We start from the raw sequence: 25,553 nt of genomic DNA on the forward strand, positions 1-25,553 counted from the left end.
GGGAGGGGTTCAGGCGTGGGTGGCGCGCTTGGTGCTCTTGGGCTGGGTGTCGGAGGCGAAGCGGCCCTCACGGCGGGCCTCAACGGGGTTCGCGGCGATCCAGTCCTCCGCGCACGCCTTGTGGACGGGCTCCCCGGCGTGGGAGCGCATCGGCGTGGGCTTGTCGCACAGCACGCAGGGGCGGTCCTGCCAGCGGTCGTAGTGCTGGCTGTCGCGCCATTCGAGGAGCGCGCCGGGAGCCGGGACCAGGCCCGGCTCGAACGGCGGCTTCTTCTTGGCTCGGGTGGTCACGGCCGGAAGCCGGGCAGCTGCTGGAAGACGCGCTCCAGCAGGTCCGGCTTCGGCTTCCAGGGCACGACCTGTCCGCGCGCGGGGACCGGCAGGGGGAGCTCCTGGACGTCCTGGAGCACGAGGTGCCAGGCCCCGGGGTGTGCCCACGGCGAGCAGAGCGGCGATCCCCCGGGGTCCTGGTGGCAGTCGGTGATCCGGGCGATGCCAACGACCGCGCCGGTGACCAGCTGGCGGTCGCGGATCGTGCGGCCGATCAGCGGGACGCGCAGGGCGGGCCGGTCGACGGTCTGGCTCGTGTGCAGCAGCACCCAGCCGGTCCGCCACCGGGCGGGCCTGTTCTCCACCGTCTTGGCTCCGGCGAGGATGCAGGCCGCGTACGGCTGCCGGATGCTGATGCCGCGGATCCAGTCGCCCTCGGGCAGGGTCACGGTGCTCATGCGGCCCGCCCCCACACCGCCGTGCCCGGACGGCCGGCCCGGCGGCCGTTGATGGACGGCACCGTGACGTGCTGCGCCGTCGCGAAGGCCGCGCGGCCGGAGTGCTTGCCGTCGTAGAGAGCGGCATCGGCGGCCCTCTGCAGCGCGGTGAGGTCGCGGGAGCCGACCGAGGCCGGGGCTGCAGCGCCCACCGAGGCGGCGACGTCGACGGTGCGGCCGTCGTCCAGGGTGACCGGCGTGTGCAGCATCCGGACCAGCTGCTCCAGGCGCAGTGCGCGGCGGTCGTCCTTCAGCTCCAGGACCACAGCGAACTCATCGCCCCCGAGCCTGCCGACGGACGCGTGCGGGCCCGCCCACGCGGTGAGCCGGGCGCCGATCGACGCGAGGACGGTGTCCCCGGCCTCGTGGCCCATGCCGTCATTGATCTGCTTGAAGTGGTCGGCGTCGACCATGACCACGGTCACCTTGTCGCCGTGGCGGGCCAGGAGCCGGCGGGCGCGGGCGGTGTAGGCGTCGCGGCGCAGCAGGCCGGTCAGCGGGTCCTTCTCCTTGGCGGCGATCTGCTTGTACAGGGTGACGGCGTGGACTGCCCAGCCGGTCAGCGGAACGGCTGCGGCGGTGATCAGGAGGGTGCGCGGGCCGAAACGGCCCGTCGTGTGCAGGACGGAGTCCATACTGGGATCTCCCTCTCGTCTCGTACGGGATGGGGAACCCGGGGCAGGCGACGGTTTCGACGCCTATGGCGCCTGCCTCGGGGCGAATTCACATCAGGCTGTTGGGGTTGACCCACGCCTTGGCGGTGGCCTTGTGCCAGTCCAGGACCCAGTCGGAACGCAGGCCGCGCGCGGCCCATCCGTTGCTGGCGTCGTCGGGGGCCGGGAGGCCGGCGGACACGTACTGCACGGCCCGGTCGTAGGCGCTGTGCGCGGCTGCCAGGGCCTCGCCCGGTCCGGCGGCGCAGCCGTTGAAGACGTGATGTCCTCGCCGGTCCTGGTCCGTTGCGTGGTGTATCGGGACGTCAACCTCGTATCGGCGCATGACGTCGCGGGCGACCGCGTTCACGACGCGCAGCATCTCGCCGTTGTGGGGGCGGCAGGCGCTCGATGACTTGAACATGCCGCCGGTTTACGTGCAAAAAATCCTCGGTCACAAGTACCTGTCGACCCTGGACATCTACAACCGTCCGACCAGGGATGACGTCATCAGAGCCGGCCTTGCCCACCACGCCCGTCAGGAGAAGCGACGCGAGGAGACTCCTGTGCCTGTTGACGAGCCGTCCTACAACCCCGACTCCTTGTCCATCCTCTTCGGCCGGGACGCCTCATGACGAGCACTGCGACGCACGTCGGCTCGAGCTTCGTTCCGCGGGTCACAAGCATGGTGGGCGCCGAAGAGCTCAAGCTGATGAACCGATTCCCGCATCGGGAAAGACCAAGCACGTGGGAAGCGACCGCGGTCACGCGTGAAGAGGTCCTTGAGCGGCTGGCTCGCCCACCGCTACGAGCTGTGGAACCCAGCGCCCAGGCGAATCGGATGTTCGGGGCACGTCTCCTGCTCGACTGGCTGATGACCTTTCCTGGAGAAACCTGGCAGCAGCGCTGGCAGAGGAGCCCTGCCCACGGCCAGCACATTGCGTCGCAGGGGTGGAGGGATGCCTTCGCAGCCTGGGCCCGCCCGGAAGGGCGAGTATCTCGCCGTGAAACGCTCCTCGTCGGGGTGCTGGCGCTGATCTGCGCGGATGCCGTCAGACCCGACCCGGAATTCCTCATCGGGTCAAGGTCGAGGCATCTTCGGCCGGCTCTGGAGACCACACGCGACCCCGAGGGGTTCGCCCGCTTGAGGGCTTCACTGCCGACCAACATCTCGGCTGCGAATATCTCGTCCGGGCTGAAAACCATTGCGGAGATCATGGCCTGCCGAGGCGGCGCCATCGAGGACATCGTCGTCGGCGACCTGCTGCTCTGGCAAAGCAAGAATCCGCGCAACAGCAATGGACGGATCCAGCTCGCCTACACCTGGCTATGCGACTTGGGTCTCTTTCCAGCAGACGCACCGCACACGCTGTTCCGGATCTCGAACCGTACGGGGCAACTCACCCCGGCGGATCTTGTCGACCGATACGAACTGCAGTGCCGTCCGATCCGCGATCTCTTGGTCGCCTACCTCTCCCATCGTTCCGTAGGGCTCGACTTCACGACGCTGCAGGCACTCACGATCTCGCTGGCGCTGCGCTTCTGGGGCGACCTGGAGCGGCATCATCCGGGCATCGGCTCTCTTCGGCTGCCTGCCGAGGTGATGACTGCCTGGAAGGTCCGCCTGGCTACGAAGACCGTCCGTAAGCGTCTGCCCGACGGGTCATTTCGTGAGTTCACAGAGCCACGCCGAGGTGCAATCGGGATCAAAACCCAGGTCAGAGCCTTCTATCTGGACCTGGCGGAGTGGGCAGTGGAGGACCCCGGCCAGTGGGCTGCCTGGGTGGCACCCTGCCCGATCAGCGAAGCCGAGTGCTCGGGAAGAAAGGCTGAGAAGCAGCTCAAGGCACGCATGGACCAACGTACTCGCGAGCGCCTGCCGGCGCTGCCCACGCTGGTGAAGACGGCTCACCGCCTGTTGAAAGAGGCCACGGCACGTCTCGATGCACTCAATGCTGCCCCGCTCGGTTCGGATTTCAGCGTGCTTGGTGAGACGTTCAGGGTTCCGCGCTTCAGTAAGTGCGCTGACGGGCGTCCGATCCATGCCTGGGATGCGAAGGGGACCCGGCGCTCATTCGCGGGTGAGGAGCGCAGCGCATTCTGGGGGTGGGCTGCCATCGAGATCTTGCGGCACACCGGCATCCGTATCGAGGAACTCCTGGAGCTGGGGCATCACAGCATCGTCAGCTACAAGCTCCCCACCACCGGGCAGACCGTTCCGCTCTTGCAGATCGCCCCGTCGAAGACGGACCAAGAGCGACTTGTCTTGGTCACGCCGGAGCTGGCGGACGTGTTGAGTACGGTGGTCTCTCGAGTCCGAGGTTCGGACGGGCGAGTCCCTGTTCTTCGTAGCTATGACCACTATGAACGGGTCTGGAACCCGCCGATGCCTCTCCTGTTCCAGGATCGCTCTGGTGGCTACCTGCGTCCGCTGTCACGAGCGACGATCCGTCGGGGACTCGACGTCACCTTGTTGGCCTCAGGTCTGACGGACAGCGCGGGTGACCCCCTCATCTTTCAGCCCCACGATTTCCGCCGGATCTTCATCACGGACTCCATCCTCAACGGCCTGCCACCTCACATCGCCCAGGTCATCGCTGGTCACGACCACATCGGAACGACGATGGGATACGCCGCGATCTACCCCACTGATGCCATCGAGGCACATCGAGCGTTCATCGCCCGGCGCCGGGCTCTGCGGCCTGCCGATGAATACCGCACCGTCACTCCTGAGGAGTGGGGAGAGTTTCTCGGGCACTTTGAGCGCCGTAAGCTCGCCCTGGGCGACTGCGGCCGCGCATACGGAACTGACTGTGCTCACGAACACGCTTGTGTCCGATGCCCCGTCCTGATCGTCCACGCGACAGAGCGTCCCCGGCTTGTCGAGATCCGCGACAACCTCCTCACGCGCATCTTGGAAGCCGAGAGGGAAGGCTGGCTCGGCGAGATCGAGGGGCTGCAGAGCAGCCTTGCTCACGCCGAGGAGAAGCTTGCCCAACTCGACGCTCAGATCTCCCGGAAGCAGGAGTCTGTCGACCTGGGGATTCCTACCTTCCGGGAGATCGCTGCTCGTACCAGTGGGGTGGCCACCCCGCCGGGGCCTGCGTGACTGAATGGCTTTACTCCGGCGTGCTCAGCGGACACCGCCGCAGAGCGCGGCGCTTGGACGGGCTTCAGCCACGGATGATCTATGCCTCCCCGGCCCCGGCCACGGGTCAGTTCTACGGGCGGCGGGCCAGTAGGTGGGTGTCGAGGAAGCCCCGCTCGGACGCTGGGTCGTGGAGCAACCGAGCCACCGTGACGAGTCCAGCCCCGGTCAGCAACTCGGCAAACTGGTCCGCCGGCCAGCTATAGGCAGGCGCCACCTTGTGATCGAAGCGGACAGGCTCCGGCCCGTCGGTTCCGAAGAAGGACGCCAGGAGCAGGCCCCCTGGTGCCAGGACACGCACCTGCTCAGCGAGCAGCGCGGGCAGTTCTTCAGGTGGGGTATGGATCATCGAGTAGTGGGCCAGCACTCCGCCGAGCGCGCCGTCCTCGACCGGCAGGGCCTCCATTCGTGCTTCGTCGAACCGCAGCCCCGGATGGGCCCGCCGGGCGTGGGCGACCATAGCCGGGGAGAGGTCAAGCCCGAAGGAGTCCAGCCCCAAGTCGTGCAGCATGGCCGTCAAGTGGCCGGGTCCGCACCCGACGTCGGCTGCCCGTAGGTTCCCCGTGCCACGCACGAGTTCGGCGAAGGTGCCGATCATGTTCCGCGCGAACGGCTGCGTCTCCAACTGATTGGCGAACATCGACGCATACAGTTCGACGACCCCGTCGTAGGCCGCCCTGGTCTCGTCCTGGTGTTTCAACACGGGAAGGAAGCTAACACCCGCGCCGTTCAGAGCAGTTCTCCGGCCTCATACCTGCCCCTTCTCCGCAGGACGGATCGTCCTGTCACCAGACCATGGGACGCCCCAGTAGTTCGGAGAAGGCAGCAGCCGAGCTTCTTCGAGAGGCAGATGTAGAACCGCCTCTTGCACTGACCACAGGTCTGTCTGGCTGCCATCGCTCGATCGAGGGCCCACTCCTGGGCGAGCGTCGGCGTGCGCTTGGGCTTCGCCAGGTCGACGCGGAGCAGGAAGCCGCGGGTCGGGTGACGGCAGGACCACTGCGGGCGGGTTGCGCACAACCTGCACCGCAGGATCGCGACCGGGCCCTCGTTGCTGCCGGGGCTCAGTTGCATGTCCCGTAACTGCCTTCTGGTCACGAGTCCTTCGGGCACCGTGCTGCGGTCGAACTCGGGCAGCGCCGCGTCACTGCGCGGCACCCGGGTCACCTCGCGGCGGCGGCGCCTGGTTCGGCGGCGCGGCATCACCGGCGCCAGGTGCCGGGCAGCCGGTCGGGGCGGTACGGGTGGCGGGGTCCGGGGCGCTGCGGGCGGGGCCGGCCGATGCGGCGGCGCGGGCGGGGGATGAGCACGATCGGTTCCTCCAGAGGTCGGTGCACAGCTCCGCACCCCGCCGACGTCGAACGTGTCGGCGGGGTGCGGAGCGGCGGGTGCCGGGTCAGGCGGGCGTGTGCGTGCGGTGCGCGCCGGGCGTGGTCGGGGCCGGCGTGGTGTGGCTCGGGCGCGGGTGCTGCGGCTGCTGGTCGGGGGCGCCTTGCAGGTGGGTGCCGATCAGGTAGCCGATCAGCAGTCCGCCGGTGCCGTAGACCTTGTGCCGGTTCGCCTTCCACCAGGTGGGCGGGGTCGGCTCCGTCAGCACGCCTATGACGGCCACGTGTTCTCCATTCGGTCGGGGGTCGGGTGGTGCGTGAGGCCGGTCGGCCTGTCCGGCCCTCGCCCGGCCCCGCGGTGGCGGGGAGGGGCGAGGACCAGGCGGAGCGACCGGGGTCAGCGCTGGAAGGGGTGGACGTTGTCGGGGGCGTCGTCGTCGGGCGCGGGGGCCGGGGCGGGGATGTGGATCTCGGGCCGGATCTCGATCTGGGGCTGGAAGGCCGGAGCGGGCGGGGGGAAGTTGTTGATGTTGATGAAGGGGCGCAGGCTCAGGCCCCGCAGGGCAGCGGTGGAGGCGATGGTCCAGGCGAGGACGGCGATGGCGGTGGCGACGGTGCGCCCGTCGGCGGGGGTCGTGGTCCACACGACCGAAGCGGTTGCTGCGCCCCAGCAGGTCCATGTGAGGCGGGCGCCGGTGGCGCCGATGAAGCCGCCGATCAGGCCGAACAGGCCCGTGGCCTGCCAGAAGATGTAGATGGCGGCGCCGCTGACCGGGAGGCCGGCGGTGTGCTGGGCGATGTAGGTGCGGATCGGGTTGTCGACCACGCCCCAGAACTCGCCGGTGGCGCTGGTGCCGACCTGGGTGGCGGGCACCGCGTCGGCCAGGCGGTTGAGGGCGGCGTCGAAGATGTCCCCAGCGGTGTCGAGCAGGATGATGACCGCGCACATCCCGGTGAGGATCAGGACGGCCTTGATCCAGTTGGCCATGCCGTGCCAGCCGGCCTGCGGGACCTGGCGCAGTTCCTCCCACCGCCCGTGCAGGAAGCCGCCCTGCTCCCAGGAGGCGTTCCACGCGGCGCGTAGCTGGGCGAGGTTGGTGCCAGAGTCCTTGTCCGGGCCGGTGGCCGGCGGCGGGGGCATCTGGTCGAGCAGGTCCAGGAAGCTCGGGCTGTTCGGGTTCTGCTGGCCGCTGACGGGCTTGTCGTCGGACTGCATGGCGGGGCGCTCCCTTGATCGGGTTCGTGTGACGGGTGGTGGTGTGCAGGCCAGACGGCCTGGCCCGTACCCGACCGCGAGGGGTTCGGGTGCGAGGCAGGTGGTCCGGAGCGGGGCGGTTAGAGGCCGCGGGCGTGGGCGAGGTCGGCGGCCTGGTCGAGCATCCGCATCGGCACACGGCCGGAGCTGTGCGCGTCGTTGAAGGACGGCACGGAGTCGACGTCGGTGAACTTTCGGCGGATCGCGTCCATCAGGACCTCCAGGCCGCGCGATTCGAGGTTCGGGTCGCCGCGGGCCTCGGCGTGGATCGCGCCGTACAGGCAGCGGGCTCCTTCCTTATCGACCAGGGCGCCCGAGCACCAGCCGCCGGTGAGCAGCCGGTGGTGCGCGCGCTGCAGCAGGGCGGCGACCGGGGTCGGGTAGGGCGTGGGCGGCTGGAGGGTCGGGATGAGCGGGACGGTGAGGACGTCGGCCAGGTCGACGGGCTCGGTGGCGATGTGGGCCGTGTTGACCTCGTAGGCGACGGCCGCCTCGTCCAGCCGGACGGTCATCGCCGCCTTGATGAACGCCATGCGTTCCTCGAGGGACAGTTCCGCTGGCGGTGTGGCTTCGGTGGTCGGGACGGGGTGGGTTATGGCGGGGGAGGGGGCGGTGGTGGGCATCGGGGCTCCAGGCGGGGTACGCCGAAGGGCGCCGCCGGGGTGGTTCTTCGGCGGCGCCCTTCGGCGTCGTGCAGCGGGGAGAGGGGGCGGGCTAGTCGGGGGTGTAGTTCAGCGCGCCGCAGTTCCAGCAGTCCCATTCGTCGGGGACTTCTACGAGGTCGCAGCAGTCGCACCCATCGCCGTGCACGACGCAGTCCTCGTCGCAGCTCCAACAGGTGTAGTGCAGGTGTGCCATGTCCTCGTCTCCCCCGGGTGGTAGGTGGGGCCCGAGACGAGCATGCGGCAGATACCGGCGGTTCGCTGCGGCGTTGGCGGAACTGGCTGGCGGAGGATGATCAGAAGCTGGCGACCAGTCCGGCCAGTGAGGCCAGGGCGCTGTTGATGGTCGGGGCGAGGCCGGTCGCGGCGAGGGTGAAGCCGAACAGCGTGCAGGTCAGCGCGGGGCCGACGCGGACGTATCCGCCTTTGGCTAGGACGACGACGATGATGGCTAGCAGCACGGGGGCGGAGATCGAGAGGGCTACGGCGGGTGGTACTCCTTCGAGAGTGGAGGGGACGGCCGCGCTCGGGCGGGCCGGCCCCGGGGATGGATGGGGTGTGATCAGGCGTCGGTGAGGTTCTTGATGGCTTCCAGCGCCTGGCGGGCCGAGGTGACCTTCTGCTCCGGGCGGCTGCCGCCGCTCTTGGAGCCGCGCCCGCCGCCGCCTCCGCCGACGCGTCGGCGGGACCGGCCCTCGCCCTCGTCGTCCTCATCGGGCTCGGGCCAGAACTCGCCGGGCCGTACGGGCTCGGTCCAGTCGAACCACAGGCCGCGCTTGGTCAGCTCGGCGATCTCGTGGTCGGTGAGCCGGTTGACCTCGTCGGGGAACAGCTCGGCGAGGTCGGTGTCGAAGTCCGCGTACAGCGAGCGCATGAGTACGGCGCGGCCGTTGTCGAGGACGATGACCGCGACTCCGCCGGTGGAGACCCCGTTCTCCGGGTCGGCTTCGCCCCGCATGGCCCGTTCGATTGCGGAACCCTCGGTGCGGGCGTACCGGGCGGGGATGGTGGGCACGTCGTAGGGGTTTTCCATGGTGCCTTCCGCCGCTTTGCGGGTGGCGCCGGGTGAGCCCATGTTGAAGATGGTCGGCCGGCTGTTCTGCCGGAGGTTGTCCTTCATCTCGGTGGAGAAGCCGTTGTGCGCGAACGGGGACTGACCGGCCGGGTTGAAGCCGATCCCGTACTTCAGGCCGGTGACCGTGAGGTCGTCACCGTCGGCCTGGATGAACTCGCCAAATTGCGCGTCCTGCGCCGCGGTCATGAACTCGTCCGCGAACACGTTCAGCTGCCGGTAGGGGCAGCGCGGGTCGCCCGGCTTGTAGTCGTGCGGCTGCCCGTCATGCGGCCAGGGCATCTCCGCGCGGATCTCGCACAGCGCCTGCGCCGCGCGCAGGGAGCGGGCCATCCACAGGGCGTTGGAGCCCTGCCGGTCGATGTACTTCCCGAGCACGGTCGTCTTCTCGTCCTTGCGGACGGTGGACAGCCACACCACCTGGCCGGCCAGCGACTGGGCGGCCATGTCGATGGCGAAGTACTGGGTCTTCCCGCTCCGGGACACGCCCAGGATCAGTCCATGGCGTGCGGCGTTCTTGTCGTGTTGGAACACCATGTTCTTCACTGGCTGGCCGGTGATGGTGTACCCGCACACGTACATGCCCTTGGGGTCCGGGGTGAGGAGCTCGCGGGTGGCGGGGAAGATCTGCGACAGCGGCGGTTCGTCGAACGCGCTGATCAGGAACTCGTTGCCGTCGATGAGGACGAAGACGCAGGAGTCATCCTCGGGCAGGCCCAGTCCGCGGCAGACCTTCCTCAGGTCGATCCGCGGAGTCTCGGTGGAGTCGGTCATTTTCGCCCGGTAGAAGGTCACCGCTCGTTTGTCGTCGCGGGTCCTGTGGACCAGTTCGGAGTTGGGGGCGCCGCCCTTGGGACCGCCGACCCGGTCCGTCCAGCGCTCCTGCGCGGTCGGCTCGGTGCGCCGACGCTGGCCGGCGTCGGGGGTGATGCGGGCCTCCATCCAGCCGGGTCCGCCCTGGCGGCCGGGCTGGATGGCGACCTCCGCCAAGACGACGTCGCCGGAGTGCACGCCGAACGGCGCGGCGACCGCGGCCTCCGACAGGCCGGTAATCGGCCGTCCGGTCTCCGAGGCGCGCAGCAGGATCGTCATGTCGTGCCGCTGGCCGGGGTGCCGGGTGGCTTTGACGATGTGCGTGCGGCCGGGCATCCCAGCCTGCTCCCACAGCAGCCGGGCGTCGCGGGTGAGCGGGTCAGCTCCGTCGTCCGGCTGCGCCGGGGACGGCTCGAGGGCTTCGGCGGGCGCCGGCTGCGGGGCGGGGGCGGCGAGGGCGGGGCGGTGGTGGCGGCGGGTGTGCCGGGAGAACGGCATCACCAGGTAGCCGGCCGCTGCCCATCCGGCGGCGAGCAGGCCGTCCAGCCACCAGAGTCCCCAGCCGGCGGTGTTCTTGGCGGTGACGTCGATGGCTGCGGCCAGCACGAGCGGGGACCAGCGCAGGATCTTGCGTCCAGCACCGGGCCCCTGGCTCTTCGCTGCGAGGAACCAGCCGCCGATCCCGGCGGCGCCGGCGAGCTGCACGACCTGGTTGACGGGGCTGTCGGTGTAGATGTTCGGGGCCACGGCCAGCACGGGCGCGGTGAGGGTGTAGGCGAGGCGTTCGAGCGCGACACTGCGCGGCGTGGTCACCGGCTCTCCTCCGGGACGGGCACGGGCGGCCCCGAAGATCGCGGGGCCGCCCGTTGCAGGTGGGTGGTGGGTCAGCTGTTGAAGAAGCCCGGCTTGGGCGTGGCCACGTTGCGGTTGCTGCGCACCTGGTCCAGACCGCCGTAGAGCTTCTGGTGGGTGTTGCGGGTGCGGTGGGCCAGGTCGCAGACGTCGGCCGCTGACTTCTGCAGCGCCAGGGCTTGGGTTGCGGCCGCGCCGAGCGCGGTGACGAGCAGGTTCATGACCTCGATGTAGCGCCGGTCCAGTCCGGCGTTGGCGATGTCCGTGCCGACTTGATCGGCCTTGTTGGCGTTGCTGCGGATCCTGCGGCGCAGCGCTTCGAGTTCCGTGCCGGCGTCGTCCATCTTCCGGGCGAGGCGGCTCATCTTGTTCTGGACCGACTTGTAGCTGTTGTCGCCGGTGGTCGCGACGGTCCCCGGCTGCCGGGGTACGAGTTCACTTCCCATGGGGTACTGGCCTCCTTCTATTCGTGGTGGGCTGCGGAGGAAACCTGCGCGAGACCGGCGTCCCGCTTGGCGTCCATGTCCTGGCCGTAGACCTTGGCGACGGAGCGGCTCACGATCACGGCGGCCTCCCAGGCCCCCTGGCACTCGTACGCGCACCGCTCGGCCTCGCGCCTCATCTGGGCCGTCGCCTCGCGCAGGTCCGACAGGAGATCGGTGACCTTGGCGTCGATGTTGTGGTCGTCGGCCAGCTCGTCGGCCATGTCGTCCAGCTGCTCGGCGAGCTTGTCCAGGGCTGCGGCCAGCTCTTCGGCGAGCTCCTTGTCCGAGGTCGCTGCCAGGGCGATGTTCGCCACCGAGACCAGGAACTCGTCGAAGGTGATGTCGGTGCGGTGCTTGGCGGCCACGTTCGACCGGGCCGGACCGGTCCTGGCCGGGCTGCTGCTCACGCTGTTCTCCTTGGGAGTCTCTCGGGTGGTGCCGGGGCGCTCGGAATGGGGCTCGGGGGCGGGAGGCAGGCCGCGAACGCCGGTTGTGACGGCCGCGGGCTCGTCGGGGACGATGACCGCGTCGACGATGTCGTCCCCGGCGTCGGCTTCGGCGGGGCCTGGCGGGCGGCTGGGGTGGTCGGGCCACTCCGCCGTTGGGGTGGGCGGCGGTCCGAACCGGCCTTCCGAGGACCGGCGTCCGCGCCGGCCTTCACGGCCGGTACGCCCTGCCCGCCCGGCGCGGCCGGTGCGTCCCGTACGCCGGGTGCGGCCCCGGTGCCCGGCCCGGTCCGAGCCGCCCGAACGGCGGCGAAACCGGCGGCGTTTCTTCGAGCCGGCAGACGGCTCGTCACCGGCCTTGGAGTCTTTGCCGGACTCATCGCCCGCCGGGGTGGCCTTCTCGTCGCTGGGGGTCCCGTCAGGGCCGTCCTTGGGGTCCTTCTTGGCCTTGGCGTCGGAGTCCGTGCCGGTCCCCTTGGCATCGGTGCCCTTGGCCTTGTCGTCCTTGGCGTCGTCGTCCTTGGGGTCCTTGTCCTTGGCGTCCTTCGCGTCCTGGGCGGCCTTCGCGTTGGCGCGGCGCTTGTCCCAGCGGCGCTGGGCTTCCTCGCCGACGGCCTGGCCCAGCGTGGTGCGGCCCGCGTCGGACGTCGCCGCGGCTTCCCGCTTCGCCTTCCGTGCCGCCTCCCGCTCCGCCTTCTTCGCCCGGCGGTTCTCCCATTCCTGCTGCCGGTTGGCGCGCGCCTGGTCCCGGTTCTTGGTCCGGTCGGCGACTCCGGCGGTGTGCCCGGAGCTGCGGCGTTCCTGGCGTCCGGCCTGGCGGGTCGCGGCGCGATCGGCGCGGCCGCGGGCCCGCTCCGCACGGGCGTTGGACGCCGGGCTGTGAGGCTGGGTCCGGCCGCCGTCGCCCTTGTGACCGCTGCCCTTGCCTGAGCCGCCAGAGCCGCTGTGGGAGCCCTTCGGACCCCCGCCGGGCCCGGTGCGCCCCGGACCGGTGGAACGACCGCCAGAGGACCGGTCAGGGCCCTTCGTGCCGCCCTTGCCGCTTCCAGCCGCCCCGGTCCCCGAACGCCCGGCACTTCCGCCGGAGTTCGAGCCGCGCGAGCCGTGCCCCTTCGAACCGGGCCCCGAGCTGTTGCGGGGCGCGCCGCCACCGCTGCCGCCTCCGCCGCGCGGGGACCCGCCCCCGCCGCCGGCCTTCGAGCGGCCCTTGTCCGCTCCCAGCCCGGAGCCGGGCGACTTCATGCGGTCGGCGTCGGCTTTTCCGCGTGCCGCCGCTTTGTCGCCCTTCGCTTTCATCATCGCGGTGTGGAGCTTTCCGTTCTGCTCCATCATCGCGACATCCTGCGCGGTGCGGCCCTCCAGCAGTACGACCTTCCGCGCTATTTCAGCCTCACGGAAAGGCGCTTCGCTTTCATGATTGGACCGCACCATTTCAAGGCGGAACTCCAGCCAGTCACCGAGGCGATCGGCGAGAGAACGAGGCTGTACGTATTCACCTTCCTCATATCCGCCTTCTTCTTCTCCGTATTCCGGCGGGGCGAATCCGTCCGAGCGCAATGCCGCGGCCGGGTCCGGCGCGGCCGGAACCGCCGGAAGTTCCATCGTGCTTTCTTGCGGCGCTTCCGGCGGCGCGGCGGGAATGTCTTCCGGCGGCGGAATGGTGTCGGCGAAATCCGGGATCGGCGGCGGGGCGTACGAGGGCTCACCGCTCCAGGGGCCACGGAGCAGGATCCCGTTCGGGTCGTCCACGTCGGACACGGTGCACCTCCCTCCAGAGGGCTTGACAGACAGTCGGTCTCGCGTGCACGCGTGTGCACGTGCACGTGTGCACGCATTACGCGAGGCGAAGGCCCCGCCGGAGTCCGGCAGGGCCTTCGTTGGGTGTTCAGCGGCGCGGGTCGTGCTGCTCCAGCACCTGCTGCGCGTACTGCATGAGGTGGTTCCACAGCCTCGGGTCGCCCTCGGCCCGCTTGTCGATCGCGAGCTTGAAGAGGCGGCAGACGCTCGTGAAACCGGGGATGACGTCGGCGCGTCCGGCCCTGACGTCCTTGGTGATTCGGGTTCGGGTCACGCGGAGCCAGAATTCCATCCGGCCCAACTCGCCGCGACTTTCGATTGCCCTGCGCTCTTCATCCTGCAGCCAGCTGTTGCGCCCCTGAATGGAGCGTTCCGTGCTGCTGAGGGGGCGCGTCACGCCGACTCCCTGTTACCCATGTCGTAAATCGACGTGGGGCCACCATAGCCGGAATTCCGGCTGGGCGCACTCTGCTGCGGCGTATTCTGCGGGGCGGCCTGGAGCGGCGGGATATTCTTTCGCTTCCTTTCCAGCTCCTTTTCCTTCCTCTTTTTGGCGGTATTCGCGACCGCCTCGTCGTGGGCGCGGCGCTTGAATGCGCTCTTTTCCAGGCCCTTGGTGACGCCCTCGAGGTGCTTGAGCACATCCTTGAGCGCCCGCTCTACGGGCTGGGCGCGCATCCAGGCGTCGAACCAGCGGTCGCCCTCGACGTGGGTGTCGCGGCAGTGGACGCGGGTCTCCAGGGCGAGGGCCTCCAGGTTCCTGCCGATGTCCAGCAGGACCCGCTGAACGTCGGCCAGGTACCGGGCGGTCGCCTCGGGGCTCTGCGCCACATCGCGCAGGGGTGCGTGATTCGGGTCGTTGCTGTGCATGCGGAAGACCTCCAGGTCTCGGGGGTTGGGGTAGGAGAGGAGTCCTTGGTCCCCGAGGCTTTGCGCGGGTTGGGGTGGTGGTGCTCGGGTCGTGCCTGGCCCGCGTCCCCGCTCGGGGCGGGGGCGGGAGAGCGGCCTGCCGGCCGTGGCCGTCACCGGACCGCGCTCGGTGGGCGAGCGCGGTCCGGGGGCGACCATGTGCGGCAGGGCGGTCCGGTCAACGGTCCGTGTGCTGTTTGAGGGCGACGGCGATCTGTCCGGCGCGGTCCGTGGCGATGGTTCCGCCCTCGGTCCGGACCGCCTTGGCGATGTTGGTCCGGTTCAGCGGTTCGTTCGCGGTGCGGAGCCGGTCCAGCGCGGTCCGCTCCAGGTCCGTGAGTGTGATGACCGTGAGGTCCGGACCGCCGTCCTCGCCACGGTCCGGACCGGAGACGCCTTCCGGGGCTTCCTGGTCGGTCAGTCCGGTGCGGTCCGGCTCCTGCGGTCCGGGGTCGGCGTCGGCAGTCCGGACCGTCACCCCGCGCGCGGCCGATGTGCCCTGGTCGGCGGGCACGGTCCGGGGGCCCCGGTCCGGACCGGGGCCGGTCCGCAGGTCAGCGCTCTGCGGTCCGGCCGGACCGGCCTCCAGAGCGAGCGCCGGTCCGCCGGTCCGGTCCGTGGCTCCAGCGGTCCCGACCGGACCGCGGACCGCCTTCCGGTCGCCCGGACCGGACCGGACCGCATACCCGCCGTGCTGGACCGGGCGGACCGGAACGAGGGTGTCCAGCGGTCCGGACCGGTCCGTACGGGTCAGGGTGAGGACGGCGGGGATGGCTGCCGGTCCGTGATCGTCGGCCGCGAGGCGGGGGACCACGACCCGATGCAGGGCCAGACCGGTCCGGACCGCCTTACGGTCTGCGAGCTCCGCACCCGCTGCGGTCCAGGCCCGGTCCAGCGTGGTCAGGCGCGGGTCCGTGATCGCGAGCGACCAGGCGGTGAAGGAGTGGACCGGGTAGCGGAACCAGCGGACCGCCCCGATCGACGGGCGGGCCTTGGCGACCCTGCCGTCCTCACGGAGCTTGCGGCGGTGGATCAGCGAGGCGTACAGCTCCCACAACACCATCCCCACAATGCTCATCGCGGCGAACGCCACCGCCTTCGGGGTGAAGTGCCAGTAGGTGATCTGCTCCGTCCAAATCCCCGCCTTCGCGTCCCAGACCCGGCTGCCCTCCTTCGGCATCCCGGAGGCGTGCCAGAAGTTCATGACCGCCGCCCCGAGAGCGAAGATCCAGGTGGAAACCCGGTAGAGGGTTCCGGCGTCGCCGCTCTGGCGGGCCTGGTGGTACATCCAGCCCACGAATGCCGTCGACAGCTCCCAGGCGGCGGCGAACAGGATCGTGAAGGGGACGACCCAGCCGAGGATGTCCTCGGCGAATCCGGCTTGGCCCGTCCACGCGACGGCCATCGGGGCGGTGATCGGTCCGATCACCATTAGGCGTTCCGCGTTGACCTTCACGAACTGCTTCACGCGGTCGGTCGCGGCCGGCTTCCCGGCGCGGGACGCGGCCCGCAGCTCCCGGGCCTTCGCTTTGCGGGCGTCCTTCGCGTCCCTGTGCTCCTCACGGGCCTGGCGCTTGAGGCGCTTGCGTTCCAGTGCCTGCTCGGTGCGGTCGGTGGCGCGCTTTATCCGGGCGGCGGCCTCGGCCACCATGTCGTCGGCGGCCTTCAGCGTGACCTGCGCGTCCGCTTCCCGCAGCCGGGCCTGCGCCAACGCCTGCTCGGCCTCCTTGAGGTCCGCGTCCCGCTTGGTGCGGGCTGCGGCCACGATGCGGTCGGCCTCCTCGCGGGCGGTGCGAGTCAGACGATCGGCGTCCTCGGCCGCCGTCGCCCGCAGCCGGCCAATGTCCTCCTTGGCCAGCGTCCGCGTACGCGCCGCGTCCGCACGGGACGCCTCCCGCTCGCGGACGGCGTCCTCACGCAGCTCGGCGGCCACCTTCTCGGCCCCGGCCTTCACCTGCGCGGCCTGTGCGTCCGCGCTCTCGCGCAGCCGGGCGGCCTGGCCCCGCACCCGCTCCAGAAGCGCTTCGGCCTCGGTGCGGGTCTGCGCCGCAGCGCGCTCCGCGCCGGCCACCAGCTCGGTGCGCGTGCTCTCCGCGTCGGCGAGGGCCCTCGCGGCCTCGGCACGGACCTGCTCCGCCACCGCGGCCGCCGTGGCAGCGACCTGCTCCGCTTCTGCGGCTGCTGCGGAGGCGATCTCCTCCGCCTGTCGGCGGGCACCGGCGAGCAGCTGCTCGGCAGCCGTGTTGGCGGCGGCGAGGATCTGGTCGGCCTCGCCGGTCGCCGTCGTCGTGATGGCGTCGGCCTCGCGGCGCGCGTCGGCGAGCAGCTGCTCCGCCGTCGCCTCGGCGGCGGCCCGGCGCTGGTCGGCGTCGGCGGCCGCCGTGGTGGCGGCCTCCGTACGGACCTGGTCGGCGTCCGTCGCGGCGACGGCCAGCAGGCGGGCCTGCTCCGCTGTGGCGGCCTCGGTGATCGAGGCCGCTTCGGTGCGAGCGCCGTCCAGCAGCTTGGCGGCACGCGCCCGGCCGTCGGCGAGGATCCGCGCGACGTCGGCGGCGGCCAGGTCCCGGAGGTCGGCGGCACGGTCGGCGGCGTCGGCCACGACCGGGTCGGCCTCCGGGAACACCAACGGCACCGTCTCCTCGGGGGCGGCGGCCTGAGCGGGGATGGAGGTCGGCGGCGTCGCCTTGGCGCGCCCGGCGCCTCGGGGCTTCGTGGTCGTCGCGGGTCGCCTGCGGCGGGTGGCGGGCTTGGTGGCCACGGGAAGTCCTCTCTGTTCCGGGCGCCTCGTGCAAGAGGTCACCGTGGATCTACGGCGGTGGGTAGGGTCGTGACCAGGCCCTCCGAGGCCCCGGCAGCTCTAATGCCGGGGACTCGGAGGGCCGTTGTGCTGGGGTGGTCAGGGCCGGGCAGGCAACGCGCTGCTGTCCTGCCCCAGGTGTTGGCGCAGCCAGGCGACAGCGGCCGGGGTCATCGCCCCGGTGTCCGGCTCGCTCAGCGGCGCGGTGTCGATGTCGTGCATCGCGTCGGCCGCCGGGAGCGGCCGCATGTAGTCGGGGTGGATCCCGGCGCGGGCGCGGTTGCCGCTCAGCTCCACCAGGTCGTAGAGGAGCTTGCCGTTGTGGACGTTAGTCCAGGACCGCACCACCCGGCCGACGAAGGTGTGGCCGGGAAGACCCAGCCAGAAGCGTTCGGCGTCGCGGAACAGGACCAGGTCGTCCTTGATGTAGGTCGTCTTAGGCCGTACGGCTTGCGGCTGCGGCTGCTGTGCAACGGGCTCTCCTCGTATCGCGTTCACCGGCGCGGGGCCGGCGGATCCGGCCTGTCCGGCTCCCCGTCACCGCCCGACCCAGCCCCCAGAGGTTCGGCGGTCGGTGCGGGCGGATTAGGCAGCCGTCAGAGCGTGGCGAGGGGGCGGTGCGGGGCGATGATCTGCCCGTCGGGGAGCAGCTCGCCGGTGTCCTCGACTATGTCGATCAGTCTTCCGAGTGTCTTTGACGTCCAACTCGCTGCCATCCAAGGGCCTTTCAGTGCTTCATGGACGGGTTCTGTTCGCCTGTCCATATCGGCCTGGGGTGTGGTGTGTCGTTCGCAGTGCAGAGGCTGCGGCTGTCCGATGACGGTCCGCTCTCGTACACCGTGGTGGGAGACGACGGCTTGCCCGTCGAGGCCGTGGAGGACTTCCTTGCGTACCTGTCCGCGACGGGCGCGTCGCCGAACACGGTCCAGGGCTACGCCTACGACCTGAAGGACTTCTTCGTCTGGCTGGAGCAGGTACGCCTGGACTTCCGGAGGGTGCGGCTGGAGGTCCTTGCCCAGTTCTTCGAATGGCTGCGCCGGCCGAAGCCGGCCCGAGCGGCCGGGGTGTTCGTGCTGCCGGATGTCGGTCCGGCGCTGGAGAACACCACGCTGCAGCGGAAGAGGGCGGCGCTCGCGTCCTTCTACCGGTTCCACGCCCGGCGGGATGAGAGCGTTCCCGCGCTGCTGGGAAACCTGCTGGCCAGGCAGCCCACCGGCACCTACAGGCCGATGCTCGTGCACACCCAGCGCGGCGGGGAAGTCGAGCACAGCCCCATACGTATTCACGCCCACCGCAAGCCGCCCAAGACCCTCACCGGCGACGAGGTGCAGCGGCTGATGCGAGCCTGCAGTCGGCGGCGGGACCAGTTCCTCATCGCCCTCCTGGACGACTCGGGTCTGCGGATCAGCGAGGCCCTGGGCCTGCGGCATGGCGACCTCAACCTCCGCAAGGGCGAGATCTACATCGTTCCGCGGGCGAACAATCCGAACCGCGCTCGGGTCAAGGGGATGAAGGGTCGGACCGTTCCGGTGAGTCCGGAGCTGTTCGACCGCTACGCCACCTACATGGAGAGCGAGTACGGGGCTCTGGACTGCGACTTCGTGTTCGTCAACCTCTTCCGGGGACCGATCGGCTCCCCGATGACCCGGGCGAACGTCAACGAGCTCGTGGGACGCCTGAAGAAGTGGACCGGTATCGCCCATTTCTCGCCGCACGCGTGCCGGCACACCTACGCCACGCGACTGCTGCGGGCCAAGGTTCCGATCGAGGTCGTGGCCGAGCTCCTCGGCCACGCCAGTTCGCAGACGACCGCGGAGATCTACAGCCACCTCAGTGTCGAAGATCATCGCAGGGTGCTCCTCTCGGCCGGGATCATCAAGGACGGGATGCCAGAGCGGTGAACACACCCCAAATGCACCGGGGCTCGGCTGGGCTTCTGGCGAAGCTGATGGAGACGGTCCGTCCGGAGTTCCGGGCCGACGTGTTCCGTCCCCCTCGTGACAGCCCGACCTTCTTCCCGGGGGAGTGCCGCATCCCGTCCTGCCCGACCACGCTGACCATGGGCAGGTTGCTGCTCTGTCGCACCCACCATCACCACTGGGTGGCAGCCGGCCGACCGGCCGACCTGGACAGCTGGTCCGTGCAGGTGGACGCGCGGCTGCGTCGGCGCAACCGGGTGCTGGATTGTGTGCTCCCCGGATGCAACCGGGCCAGAGCCGCCCATACCCTGTGTCACCGCCATGCCTCGCGCTGGAACCATGCGGGACGGCCGGACCTCGCGGACTGGGTCGGACGGACCATCTACCAGCCGCCGCAGGGGCCCCAGGCCATAGAACGGTCCTGCGAGTTCCCCGACTGCCCACGCTGGACCGACAGCACCAACGCATCGCTGTGTCACACGCACCACAGCCGGTGGCGCAAGCACGGTCGCCCAGATCTCAGCGGTTGGTGCGACGACCTCGCCCACCGCGGCGACCCGAAGATCCGCCTCGGCCAGCTCGCCCCCGGACTCCGCCTGGAGTTCCAGTTCGGACTCCAGCACCGCCTCGATGAAGGGCTGCGTTTCACCCCCGCCCGAGACGTGCGCCGCGCGGTCACCTGGGCGTCTCAGGCACCGGTCACCAGCCTCGTCGACTGGAGCGAAGCCCACTGGCGGGACTACGTCGCCCCCGCCAGGCACGACGGCCAACGTTCGACCCACAACGTGGTTGCCTTCCGCTTCATCGCGGACACCCGCTTCGCACTGGAACACCTGCTCATCGCCGATGACCCGTGGGCCGACCAGTACCCGCGCGAGACCTGGGACCTGCGCCATCTCGCCCTGGCAGAGGGCGAGTCGCGCTACCTCCGCTTTGGGAGCATCCCCCAGCTTTGGCTTCGCGAGCTGACCAAGCGGTGGTGCCGGTGGCGGATCAGTACGGGCATCAGCGTCAACACCGTGGCGAACAATGTCCGCTCCCTGGTCCACTTCGCCCGGCATCTCCCGCCGAACGCAGCACCCGCCGACCTGACACGCGCACGGATCGAGACATGGATCGCCGTCCTGAGCATCGACTACCCGGACGTCTACACCCGCCGGACCACGGTCAACGCCCTGAGCCGGTTGCTCACAGACACCCGGGCCCACGACTGGCAGCCGGACCTCCCGCGGAACGCCGTCGTCTACAACGACGCCCCCGCCTTGCCGCCAGCCAAGCCCCGCTGGATCTCCGAGCACCTCATGCGCCAGCTGGAGAACCCCGCCAACCTGGCACTGATCCCCAGTGATGACCTCCGCCTCATGATTCCCCTGCTGATCTCCTGCGGCCTGCGCATGAAGGACGCCCGGCGCCTTCGATTCGACTGCGTCACACACGACGACACCGGCGCCCCCTACCTGGCCTGGATCAACCACAAGATTCACGGACGTGCCGCGTTCTTCCCGATCAGCCAGGACCTGGCAGACGAAATCGCAGAACAGCAACGCCGGGTCGAGTCGAGATTCCCGGCCGGGAGCCGCTTCCTGTTCCCCAGCGGGCAGGCAAACCTCAACGGCAGCAAACCCATCTCGGACACCTGGTGCCGCAGCCTCATGGAGAACTGGCTGCAGCGCATTCGTCTCCTCGACGAACACGGACGCCCCTCGCGGGTCACCTTCCACCAGTTCCGGCACACGCTGGGCACCCGACTGATCAACGCCAACGTCCCGCAGCACATCGTCCAGCAGCTGCTTGACCACATGTCGCCGGAAATGACGGCCGTCTACGCGCGGCTCCACCAAAAGACCCTGCGCGAGCACTGGGAGAGGGCCCTCAAGGTCGACGCCGACGGCGAACCTGTCGAACTGCCCACCGACCATCCACTCGCCGACGCCGCCTGGATGCGTCTGTCCCTCGTTCGCGCCAAGGTCAGCCTCCCCAACGGGTACTGCGGAGCCCCCATCCAGACCGACTGCGAGTACGCCAACCCATGTCTGGACTGCCGGTTCTTCATCACAACCGGCGACTTCCTCGACCAGCACCGACGCCAGCGCGACGAGACCCGCAAGCTCATCGGCGATGCCGAGAGGGCCGGGCTCTCGCGGATCGCCGAGAAGAACACCCGCACGCTCGGCAAGCTCGACACCATCATCGACGCCCTGGAACAAGCCGGACCTCAGCAGATCGTGGCCGGCGGGAAGGTGACCGATCTCGATGCCACCGGCTGACAACGCCCGCTTCCTCATCGAAGCCTCGAAAGCACGCAGTAAGCAGTCACGCGAGCGAGCCGAGGAAGCGGTCAAGGCCGCCGCCCGCCGCAGCGAGCGACCCACGGTCGTCGGCATCGCGAGCGCCGCCGGAGTCTCCCGGTCCTGGCTATACACGCAGACCGACCTCATCACCGCGATCAACCAGCTCCAACAGCGAGCCCCTGCCCCACACCGGAACCCACGGCATGCGGCCACGGACGCATCCCTGCACCGCAGGCTGGAAGCCGCTCTCGACCGCAACCGGCAGCTTCGTGACCAGGTCGCTGATCTCACCCGGAAACTGGAGACCGCCCACGGCGAGATCCGCCGCCTCCGCACCCTGTTGGGTGTGAGCAGCTCGGGATGAAACACCGGCAAAACCGACGACAGCCCTACGCAGTGCGGGGCCGGCACCAGCACCCCGCTACGCTGCCGATCATGACGCAGAGCCCTGTTGAACTGGTGATCTTCGACTGTGACGGCGTACTCGTGGACAGCGAGAAGATATGCGTCAAGGTAGACGCGATGATCATGGCTGACCTTGGGTGCACGTTCACCGATGCTGAGATCATCGAACGATTTGTTGGCTCGTCCACCGAGGTCTACACCGCAGCTGTCGAGGAACGACTCGGACGGCGCCTGGAGAAGGGCTGGCAGCAGCGGTACGAGCATTGGTACGAGGCGGCCTTCGAAGCTGAGCTGACCGCTGTTGACGGCATCTCCGAGGCCCTGAATCGTCTCAGTGCAGCCGTCTGCGTCGCTTCGAATGGTGATCACGCCGGCATTCGACGAAGCCTGGAGATCGCCGATCTGACGAACCACTTCGAGAACCGCATCTTCAGTGCGGCCGACGTCCGTCGAGGCAAGCCCGCCCCCGACCTCTTCCAACACGCTGCACGCTCCATGGGAGTACAACCCGAGCGGTGCGCGGTGATCGAGGACAGCGCATACGGGGTGCAGGCAGCTCGGGCCGCTGGTATGCGGGCCTTCGGATACTGCGGCGGCCTCACCCCGGCCTCGCGGTTGGAGGGGCCAGGCACCGTCGTGTTCGACGACATGCGCAACCTGCCCGAACTGTTGGCGATCGCCACCACCTAAGCTCGCACAGCCCCTCATCCAGAGCCGCTCAAGCGACATGTCCATCTCGCAAAGCAGCACGTCAGACCAGCCCTTGTGACTGCGAGATCGACATAACTTCAAACACCAGGACGGAGTTGCAGAGGAGCGCCCAGCCCTGTTCGGGGTGGGAGGCGATGGTGTGCGCGGCCTCGCGGTCGGGGCTGTCGGCGGTCGGGCACGTCGGCCGGTGCGTGCACAGGGAGTCCGGCGTCCGCCGGGGCGTGCCGGTGGTGGTCGCGGTGTCGAGCTGGGTGCTGTGCTGCATGAGCTCTCCTGGCGAGTGGCGGGCCCGAGACTCTCCCGGGCCGAAGGCGGTGTGAAAGGGCGGCGTCCCGGGGGGCGGGCGGCCGGTACGCGGTGGGCCAGGGCTACGGTCGAGAACCTGGCCTTCGGGCCCGTCAGGCGGGACACCGGGTAGTCAGCTGGATGTCGGTGACGCGGTGGCCGGCGTCCCAGGCGGCCGCTGCGGTGAGCACGGCGGCCGCCAGGAGCGCCTGGGTGAGGGGGTGGGTCAGGCCGCCCGCGGCGATGGCCCGTACCGCGTGGTGCTGGGCGGTACGGGCGGCGGGTATGTGCAAGCCCTACTCCTGTTCGGGCTGCGGCTGCGGCGGCGTCCCGCAGGTGCAGGGCTCGTGCTTGATCGACTGGTACGGCTTGCCGTCCGCACCGGTGGAGTTCACGGTGACCAGGGTCGGCGGGTGGCCGCAGCCGCTCACCGGACCGTGCCCGTCGCACTCGGCGGCGGGGCCGGAAGGGTTGCGGTCTGGCCGCAGCGGCAGGTCCAGAAGCCGCACAGGACGCAGGCGTCGTCCGCCGCGCGGACCGGCAGGTTGAAGGCGAGCAGCGGGGGCCGGATGTAGCCGGGGGCCATCTCGGCGAGGGTGCGCCGGGCCCGGCGCCCGTCGGGGATCCGGGCGTCGTCCCGCTTGGCCATCGCGAGCAGCAGGGTGCCGACCTGGTGGAAGGAGTCGGTCTCATCCCGCTCGTAGCCGCGGTCCTCTTCTTCGCGGCGGATGTCGTCGATCTTTCCGGCGCGCGGGGTCATGGTGGCGGTCATGCCGCGACCTCCCAACCGGTACGGGCGCGACGGGCGGTGCGCACTACCGCCAGCTTGGCGGCGAGCTCGGCGATCCGCTCGTTCTGCTGCCCTAGGAGTACGGCCTGGTGCGGCATGCCACCGCTCCTGGTCGGCATCCTGCGGGCCTCGCAGTTCAGCTTCACGGCGAGGTCCGTGAGCTTGTTCCACTCCTGGTCGCTGGCCTCGTCGGCGGTGATCGCGGCGGCGAGGCGCTGGGCCTGGAGCTCGCGGAGGGCGACCAGCTCGTAGCCGGAGCGGCCGCCGCGGACCAGGTCGTCGACGCGGTCGTTGCCGTCGCCGTCGCGCAGGGCCAGCTCCTCGCAGGCCGCCCGGACGGGGCAGCCGTGGCAGAAGCCGATCGCCTCGGCGCGCTGCGCCTGCCAGGTGGCCGGCGGCTCGCCGTCGGCCCTGAAGAAAAGGTCGGGGTCGGCCTGGGTGCAGCGGGCGCCGGCGTCGATCGCGGCCTGGAGGACAGGGCGCCGCATCCGGCGGGCCTGAGTGGATGTCATCCTGTGCATTGCGTCTTCCCTTTCCGGAGGGTGACTGCAAAGACGAACCCCCGGGCTTAGGCCCCCGGGGGTTCGTCGTTTTCTGACTGCTGTACGAGCAGCCACGGCCCCGGCCGCCCCCTCTTCTGCGGGGCGGCCGGGGCCGTGGTCGATCGTGCGAGGTTGGTCAGCTCACCAGGCGCCCGACGGTCAGATGGTCCGTCGGCACGCCCCGGGCCTCAGCCGGAGCGGTACCAGCAGGTACCGTCCGGCGGCGCTCGTCGACGGAGGCCACGCGGGGGAGCACCGCCTGCCAGTCGGCGACACGGCCAGCGGCCGTGCGCTCCGCGCGGGCCCGCAAGGTCCGGTCCGTCTGCGCGCTGAACGCCTTGGGCAGCACCATGGTGGCCGTGCGGCTGGACGCCTCCGTGATGGCGTCGGCCAAGTTCTGGCGCCACTGGGGAATCGTGAGGTCCCAGTCGATCCGGCGGTTGCTGCCCCGGCAGTGGACCGCGTCGGCGACGCCAGCCTTGCCGGTGTGGTGCGGGACGACCTTCTGCACGCGGCTGTTGATGCCGGTGATTGGCACCCAGGTACCGCAGTCCTCGCAGACCAGAGTGGCCTGGAGCGGGTCGAGCAGGTCGATGTGCGAGGGCGGGAGCTTGGAGAGCTTGAGGGCGGGGCGGGCGCTGACCCGCTTCGTGCGGGTCCGGCGGGGGCGTTCCTTGGCGGTGGGCATCGCGGCGGTGACGGCCATGGGGGATCTCCTCATGTGCGAAGGGGAGGGAAGAGGGTGCGTCGCGGTGCTCTCTCCGCCCACCAGGCCGCGCGGGTGACCCCGGCGTCCTGACGGACGGACAGCGCATAGCGCTGCGACGTGCAGTAGGGAGTCGAGAAACCCGGGGGATTTGGTGTTGCCATCGACCCCAGCCCCCTCTTGCGAGGAGGACGACTTCATACGGTCTTGCGGTGGTACTGACTCGGTGCTCCCGGAGGACCCCAAGCTTTACGTACAAGGTGCACTATGTGTATAAGGTTGTCAAGGGGGTCCTCCAAATGACGACCCAGACCCTGCACCCCCTGCTCACCCAGCCCATGTGCTGCACTATGAGCAGCTCAAGCAAGCGGCCATATGAGGAAGGAGCAGTGGTGGGGAACGGTCAGCCGGAGTACCAGCGCGTCATGGAGGACCTCCGCCAACGGATCGCCGACGGCCGTCTTGCAGTCGGAGACCCGATCCCCTCGACAGCCAAGCTGGGATCGCAGTACGACGTCTCCAGCACCGTGGTCCGGCGCGCCGTCACGGAACTGACCGCCGAGGGCCTTCTGTACGGACAGGCAGGGAAGGGCGTGTTCGTTCGCGCCCGGCCGACGCCTGTCACAGCGCAGCCTTCCGCGGCCGAGCTTGCTGCCACAGTCCAGAGGCTTGAGGCCAGGCTTGACGCAATGGCCACCCGACTCGAAGAGCTTGAGCGAGAGCGGAAGACCTGATCGCGCGACACCAAGCGAAGTCCGTCGGTAGTGCACAGGACACCTCCTCATCCACCATCCGTCTGCGCTGCTGGAGCAATCACACCGCAAGCGCTTCGGCGGGGACATCACAGCGCGCTGTCGAAGCACGTACATGGGCCCGTTCACGGGTTTTCAACATCCGTTTACACATGGGATTTCGGGCCC

31 protein-coding genes are annotated in these 25,553 nt (G+C 69.9%); 7 read left to right on the forward strand and 24 right to left on the reverse strand.

What is annotated here, in order from left to right; all coding sequences use genetic code 11:
• Positions 1–9: 9 nt before the first annotated feature.
• The 4 genes from AMK16_RS32805 to AMK16_RS32820 form a co-directional block, all read right to left on the reverse strand.
• A complete protein-coding gene (locus tag AMK16_RS32805; RefSeq protein ID WP_073920993.1) occupies positions 10–291 on the reverse strand; it encodes a hypothetical protein in 282 nt (93 codons plus the stop codon).
• Positions 288–728, reverse strand: coding sequence for a hypothetical protein (locus AMK16_RS32810; RefSeq protein WP_073921042.1), 441 nt, complete (start codon positions 726–728; stop codon positions 288–290). The genes AMK16_RS32805 and AMK16_RS32810 overlap by 4 nt, the downstream gene beginning before the upstream one ends.
• On the reverse strand, positions 725–1,402 hold the full coding sequence (locus tag AMK16_RS32815) for a GGDEF domain-containing protein (RefSeq protein WP_073920994.1): 678 nt from the start codon (positions 1,400–1,402) through the stop codon (positions 725–727). Before AMK16_RS32815 ends, AMK16_RS32810 begins: the two co-directional genes overlap by 4 nt.
• An 88-nt stretch (positions 1,403–1,490) precedes the next feature.
• The gene (locus AMK16_RS32820; RefSeq protein ID WP_199885681.1) at positions 1,491–1,844 is read right to left on the reverse strand and encodes a hypothetical protein; all 354 of its coding nucleotides are present in this window, start codon (positions 1,842–1,844) and stop codon (positions 1,491–1,493) included.
• Positions 1,845–1,857: 13 nt separating this feature from the next.
• Here AMK16_RS32820 and AMK16_RS32825 point away from each other — a divergent pair, with 13 nt between their 5' ends.
• The gene (locus AMK16_RS32825) at positions 1,858–2,055 is read left to right on the forward strand and encodes a hypothetical protein (protein WP_199885682.1); all 198 of its coding nucleotides are present in this window, start codon (positions 1,858–1,860) and stop codon (positions 2,053–2,055) included.
• Positions 2,052–4,529, forward strand: a complete 2,478-nt coding sequence (locus tag AMK16_RS32830; protein ID WP_073920995.1) for a site-specific integrase — start codon at positions 2,052–2,054, stop codon at positions 4,527–4,529. The genes AMK16_RS32825 and AMK16_RS32830 overlap by 4 nt, the downstream gene beginning before the upstream one ends.
• A gap of 112 nt (positions 4,530–4,641) precedes the next feature.
• On the opposite strand, the gene AMK16_RS32835 is transcribed toward AMK16_RS32830, so the two are convergent.
• The 15 genes from AMK16_RS32835 to AMK16_RS38685 all read right to left on the reverse strand — a co-directional run bounded on the left by AMK16_RS32835 (position 4,642) and on the right by AMK16_RS38685 (position 17,748).
• Positions 4,642–5,271 carry a class I SAM-dependent methyltransferase gene (locus AMK16_RS32835; RefSeq protein ID WP_073920996.1) on the reverse strand — a complete coding sequence of 210 codons (630 nt, stop codon included), beginning with the start codon at positions 5,269–5,271 and terminating at the stop codon, positions 4,642–4,644.
• A gap of 26 nt (positions 5,272–5,297) precedes the next feature.
• Positions 5,298–5,771 (reverse strand): RRQRL motif-containing zinc-binding protein, encoded by a 474-nt coding sequence (locus AMK16_RS38420; RefSeq protein ID WP_338014534.1) that lies wholly within the window; start codon positions 5,769–5,771, stop codon positions 5,298–5,300.
• A 193-nt stretch (positions 5,772–5,964) separates the two neighbouring features.
• Positions 5,965–6,180, reverse strand: a complete 216-nt coding sequence (locus tag AMK16_RS36430; RefSeq protein ID WP_073920997.1) for a hypothetical protein — start codon at positions 6,178–6,180, stop codon at positions 5,965–5,967.
• Between the two features lie 113 nt (positions 6,181–6,293).
• Positions 6,294–7,112, reverse strand: a complete 819-nt coding sequence (locus AMK16_RS38235) for a hypothetical protein (RefSeq protein WP_073920998.1) — start codon at positions 7,110–7,112, stop codon at positions 6,294–6,296.
• Between the two features lie 119 nt (positions 7,113–7,231).
• The gene (locus AMK16_RS32855) at positions 7,232–7,774 is read right to left on the reverse strand and encodes a DUF6197 family protein (RefSeq protein WP_073920999.1); all 543 of its coding nucleotides are present in this window, start codon (positions 7,772–7,774) and stop codon (positions 7,232–7,234) included.
• A 91-nt stretch (positions 7,775–7,865) separates the two neighbouring features.
• Positions 7,866–8,009 (reverse strand): hypothetical protein, encoded by a 144-nt coding sequence (locus tag AMK16_RS36435; RefSeq protein ID WP_158071272.1) that lies wholly within the window; start codon positions 8,007–8,009, stop codon positions 7,866–7,868.
• A gap of 100 nt (positions 8,010–8,109) precedes the next feature.
• Positions 8,110–8,274 carry a hypothetical protein gene (locus AMK16_RS36440; RefSeq protein WP_158071273.1) on the reverse strand — a complete coding sequence of 55 codons (165 nt, stop codon included), beginning with the start codon at positions 8,272–8,274 and terminating at the stop codon, positions 8,110–8,112.
• A 101-nt stretch (positions 8,275–8,375) separates the two neighbouring features.
• On the reverse strand, positions 8,376–10,511 hold the full coding sequence (locus AMK16_RS32860; protein WP_073921000.1) for a chromosome segregation protein ParM: 2,136 nt from the start codon (positions 10,509–10,511) through the stop codon (positions 8,376–8,378).
• 71 nt (positions 10,512–10,582) lie between these two features.
• Positions 10,583–10,996: a hypothetical protein gene (locus AMK16_RS32865; RefSeq protein ID WP_073921001.1), complete on the reverse strand. Its 414-nt coding sequence runs from the start codon at positions 10,994–10,996 to the stop codon at positions 10,583–10,585.
• Positions 10,997–11,013: 17 nt separating this feature from the next.
• Positions 11,014–12,813, reverse strand: coding sequence for an ATP/GTP-binding protein (locus AMK16_RS32870; RefSeq protein ID WP_073921002.1), 1,800 nt, complete (start codon positions 12,811–12,813; stop codon positions 11,014–11,016).
• A 553-nt stretch (positions 12,814–13,366) separates the two neighbouring features.
• Positions 13,367–13,552 carry a hypothetical protein gene (locus AMK16_RS37900; RefSeq protein WP_242439032.1) on the reverse strand — a complete coding sequence of 62 codons (186 nt, stop codon included), beginning with the start codon at positions 13,550–13,552 and terminating at the stop codon, positions 13,367–13,369.
• A gap of 119 nt (positions 13,553–13,671) precedes the next feature.
• Entirely contained in the window at positions 13,672–14,148 is a 477-nt protein-coding gene (locus AMK16_RS32880) for a hypothetical protein (protein WP_073921004.1), read from the reverse strand.
• A gap of 217 nt (positions 14,149–14,365) precedes the next feature.
• A complete protein-coding gene (locus AMK16_RS32885; protein ID WP_073921005.1) occupies positions 14,366–16,945 on the reverse strand; it encodes a hypothetical protein in 2,580 nt (859 codons plus the stop codon).
• Positions 16,946–17,083: 138 nt separating this feature from the next.
• Positions 17,084–17,482 (reverse strand): hypothetical protein, encoded by a 399-nt coding sequence (locus AMK16_RS32890; protein ID WP_242439033.1) that lies wholly within the window; start codon positions 17,480–17,482, stop codon positions 17,084–17,086.
• Between the two features lie 98 nt (positions 17,483–17,580).
• Positions 17,581–17,748: a DUF5999 family protein gene (locus AMK16_RS38685; protein ID WP_443333631.1), complete on the reverse strand. Its 168-nt coding sequence runs from the start codon at positions 17,746–17,748 to the stop codon at positions 17,581–17,583.
• A gap of 18 nt (positions 17,749–17,766) precedes the next feature.
• Here AMK16_RS38685 and AMK16_RS32895 point away from each other — a divergent pair, with 18 nt between their 5' ends.
• From AMK16_RS32895 to AMK16_RS32910, 4 genes are all read left to right on the forward strand, one after another.
• Entirely contained in the window at positions 17,767–18,885 is a 1,119-nt protein-coding gene (locus AMK16_RS32895; protein ID WP_242439035.1) for a tyrosine-type recombinase/integrase, read from the forward strand.
• A complete protein-coding gene (locus AMK16_RS32900) occupies positions 18,882–21,170 on the forward strand; it encodes a tyrosine-type recombinase/integrase (protein ID WP_073921007.1) in 2,289 nt (762 codons plus the stop codon). The genes AMK16_RS32895 and AMK16_RS32900 overlap by 4 nt, the downstream gene beginning before the upstream one ends.
• The gene (locus tag AMK16_RS32905) at positions 21,157–21,558 is read left to right on the forward strand and encodes a DUF6262 family protein (RefSeq protein WP_073921008.1); all 402 of its coding nucleotides are present in this window, start codon (positions 21,157–21,159) and stop codon (positions 21,556–21,558) included. The genes AMK16_RS32900 and AMK16_RS32905 overlap by 14 nt, the downstream gene beginning before the upstream one ends.
• 71 nt (positions 21,559–21,629) lie before the next feature.
• A complete protein-coding gene (locus AMK16_RS32910; RefSeq protein ID WP_073921045.1) occupies positions 21,630–22,289 on the forward strand; it encodes an HAD family hydrolase in 660 nt (219 codons plus the stop codon).
• A 61-nt stretch (positions 22,290–22,350) separates the two neighbouring features.
• Here AMK16_RS32910 and AMK16_RS32915 read toward each other — a convergent pair whose 3' ends face one another.
• From AMK16_RS32915 to AMK16_RS32935, 5 genes are all read right to left on the reverse strand, one after another.
• Positions 22,351–22,509, reverse strand: coding sequence for a DUF5999 family protein (locus AMK16_RS32915; RefSeq protein ID WP_338014535.1), 159 nt, complete (start codon positions 22,507–22,509; stop codon positions 22,351–22,353).
• A 199-nt stretch (positions 22,510–22,708) separates the two neighbouring features.
• Positions 22,709–22,888 (reverse strand): hypothetical protein, encoded by a 180-nt coding sequence (locus tag AMK16_RS32920; RefSeq protein WP_073921010.1) that lies wholly within the window; start codon positions 22,886–22,888, stop codon positions 22,709–22,711.
• A gap of 134 nt (positions 22,889–23,022) precedes the next feature.
• On the reverse strand, positions 23,023–23,367 hold the full coding sequence (locus AMK16_RS36830; protein WP_073921011.1) for a hypothetical protein: 345 nt from the start codon (positions 23,365–23,367) through the stop codon (positions 23,023–23,025).
• Entirely contained in the window at positions 23,364–23,897 is a 534-nt protein-coding gene (locus AMK16_RS32930) for a WhiB family transcriptional regulator (RefSeq protein WP_242439036.1), read from the reverse strand. Before AMK16_RS32930 ends, AMK16_RS36830 begins: the two co-directional genes overlap by 4 nt.
• A gap of 166 nt (positions 23,898–24,063) precedes the next feature.
• On the reverse strand, positions 24,064–24,633 hold the full coding sequence (locus AMK16_RS32935) for a hypothetical protein (protein WP_073921013.1): 570 nt from the start codon (positions 24,631–24,633) through the stop codon (positions 24,064–24,066).
• A gap of 299 nt (positions 24,634–24,932) precedes the next feature.
• On the opposite strand from AMK16_RS32935, the gene AMK16_RS32940 reads away from it, so the two are divergent.
• Positions 24,933–25,367 carry a GntR family transcriptional regulator gene (locus AMK16_RS32940; protein ID WP_143196922.1) on the forward strand — a complete coding sequence of 145 codons (435 nt, stop codon included), beginning with the start codon at positions 24,933–24,935 and terminating at the stop codon, positions 25,365–25,367.
• Positions 25,368–25,553: the final 186 nt, after the last annotated feature.

Source organism: Streptomyces sp. CB00455, from assembly GCF_001905445.1.
Classification (GTDB): Bacteria; Actinomycetota; Actinomycetes; order Streptomycetales; family Streptomycetaceae; genus Streptomyces.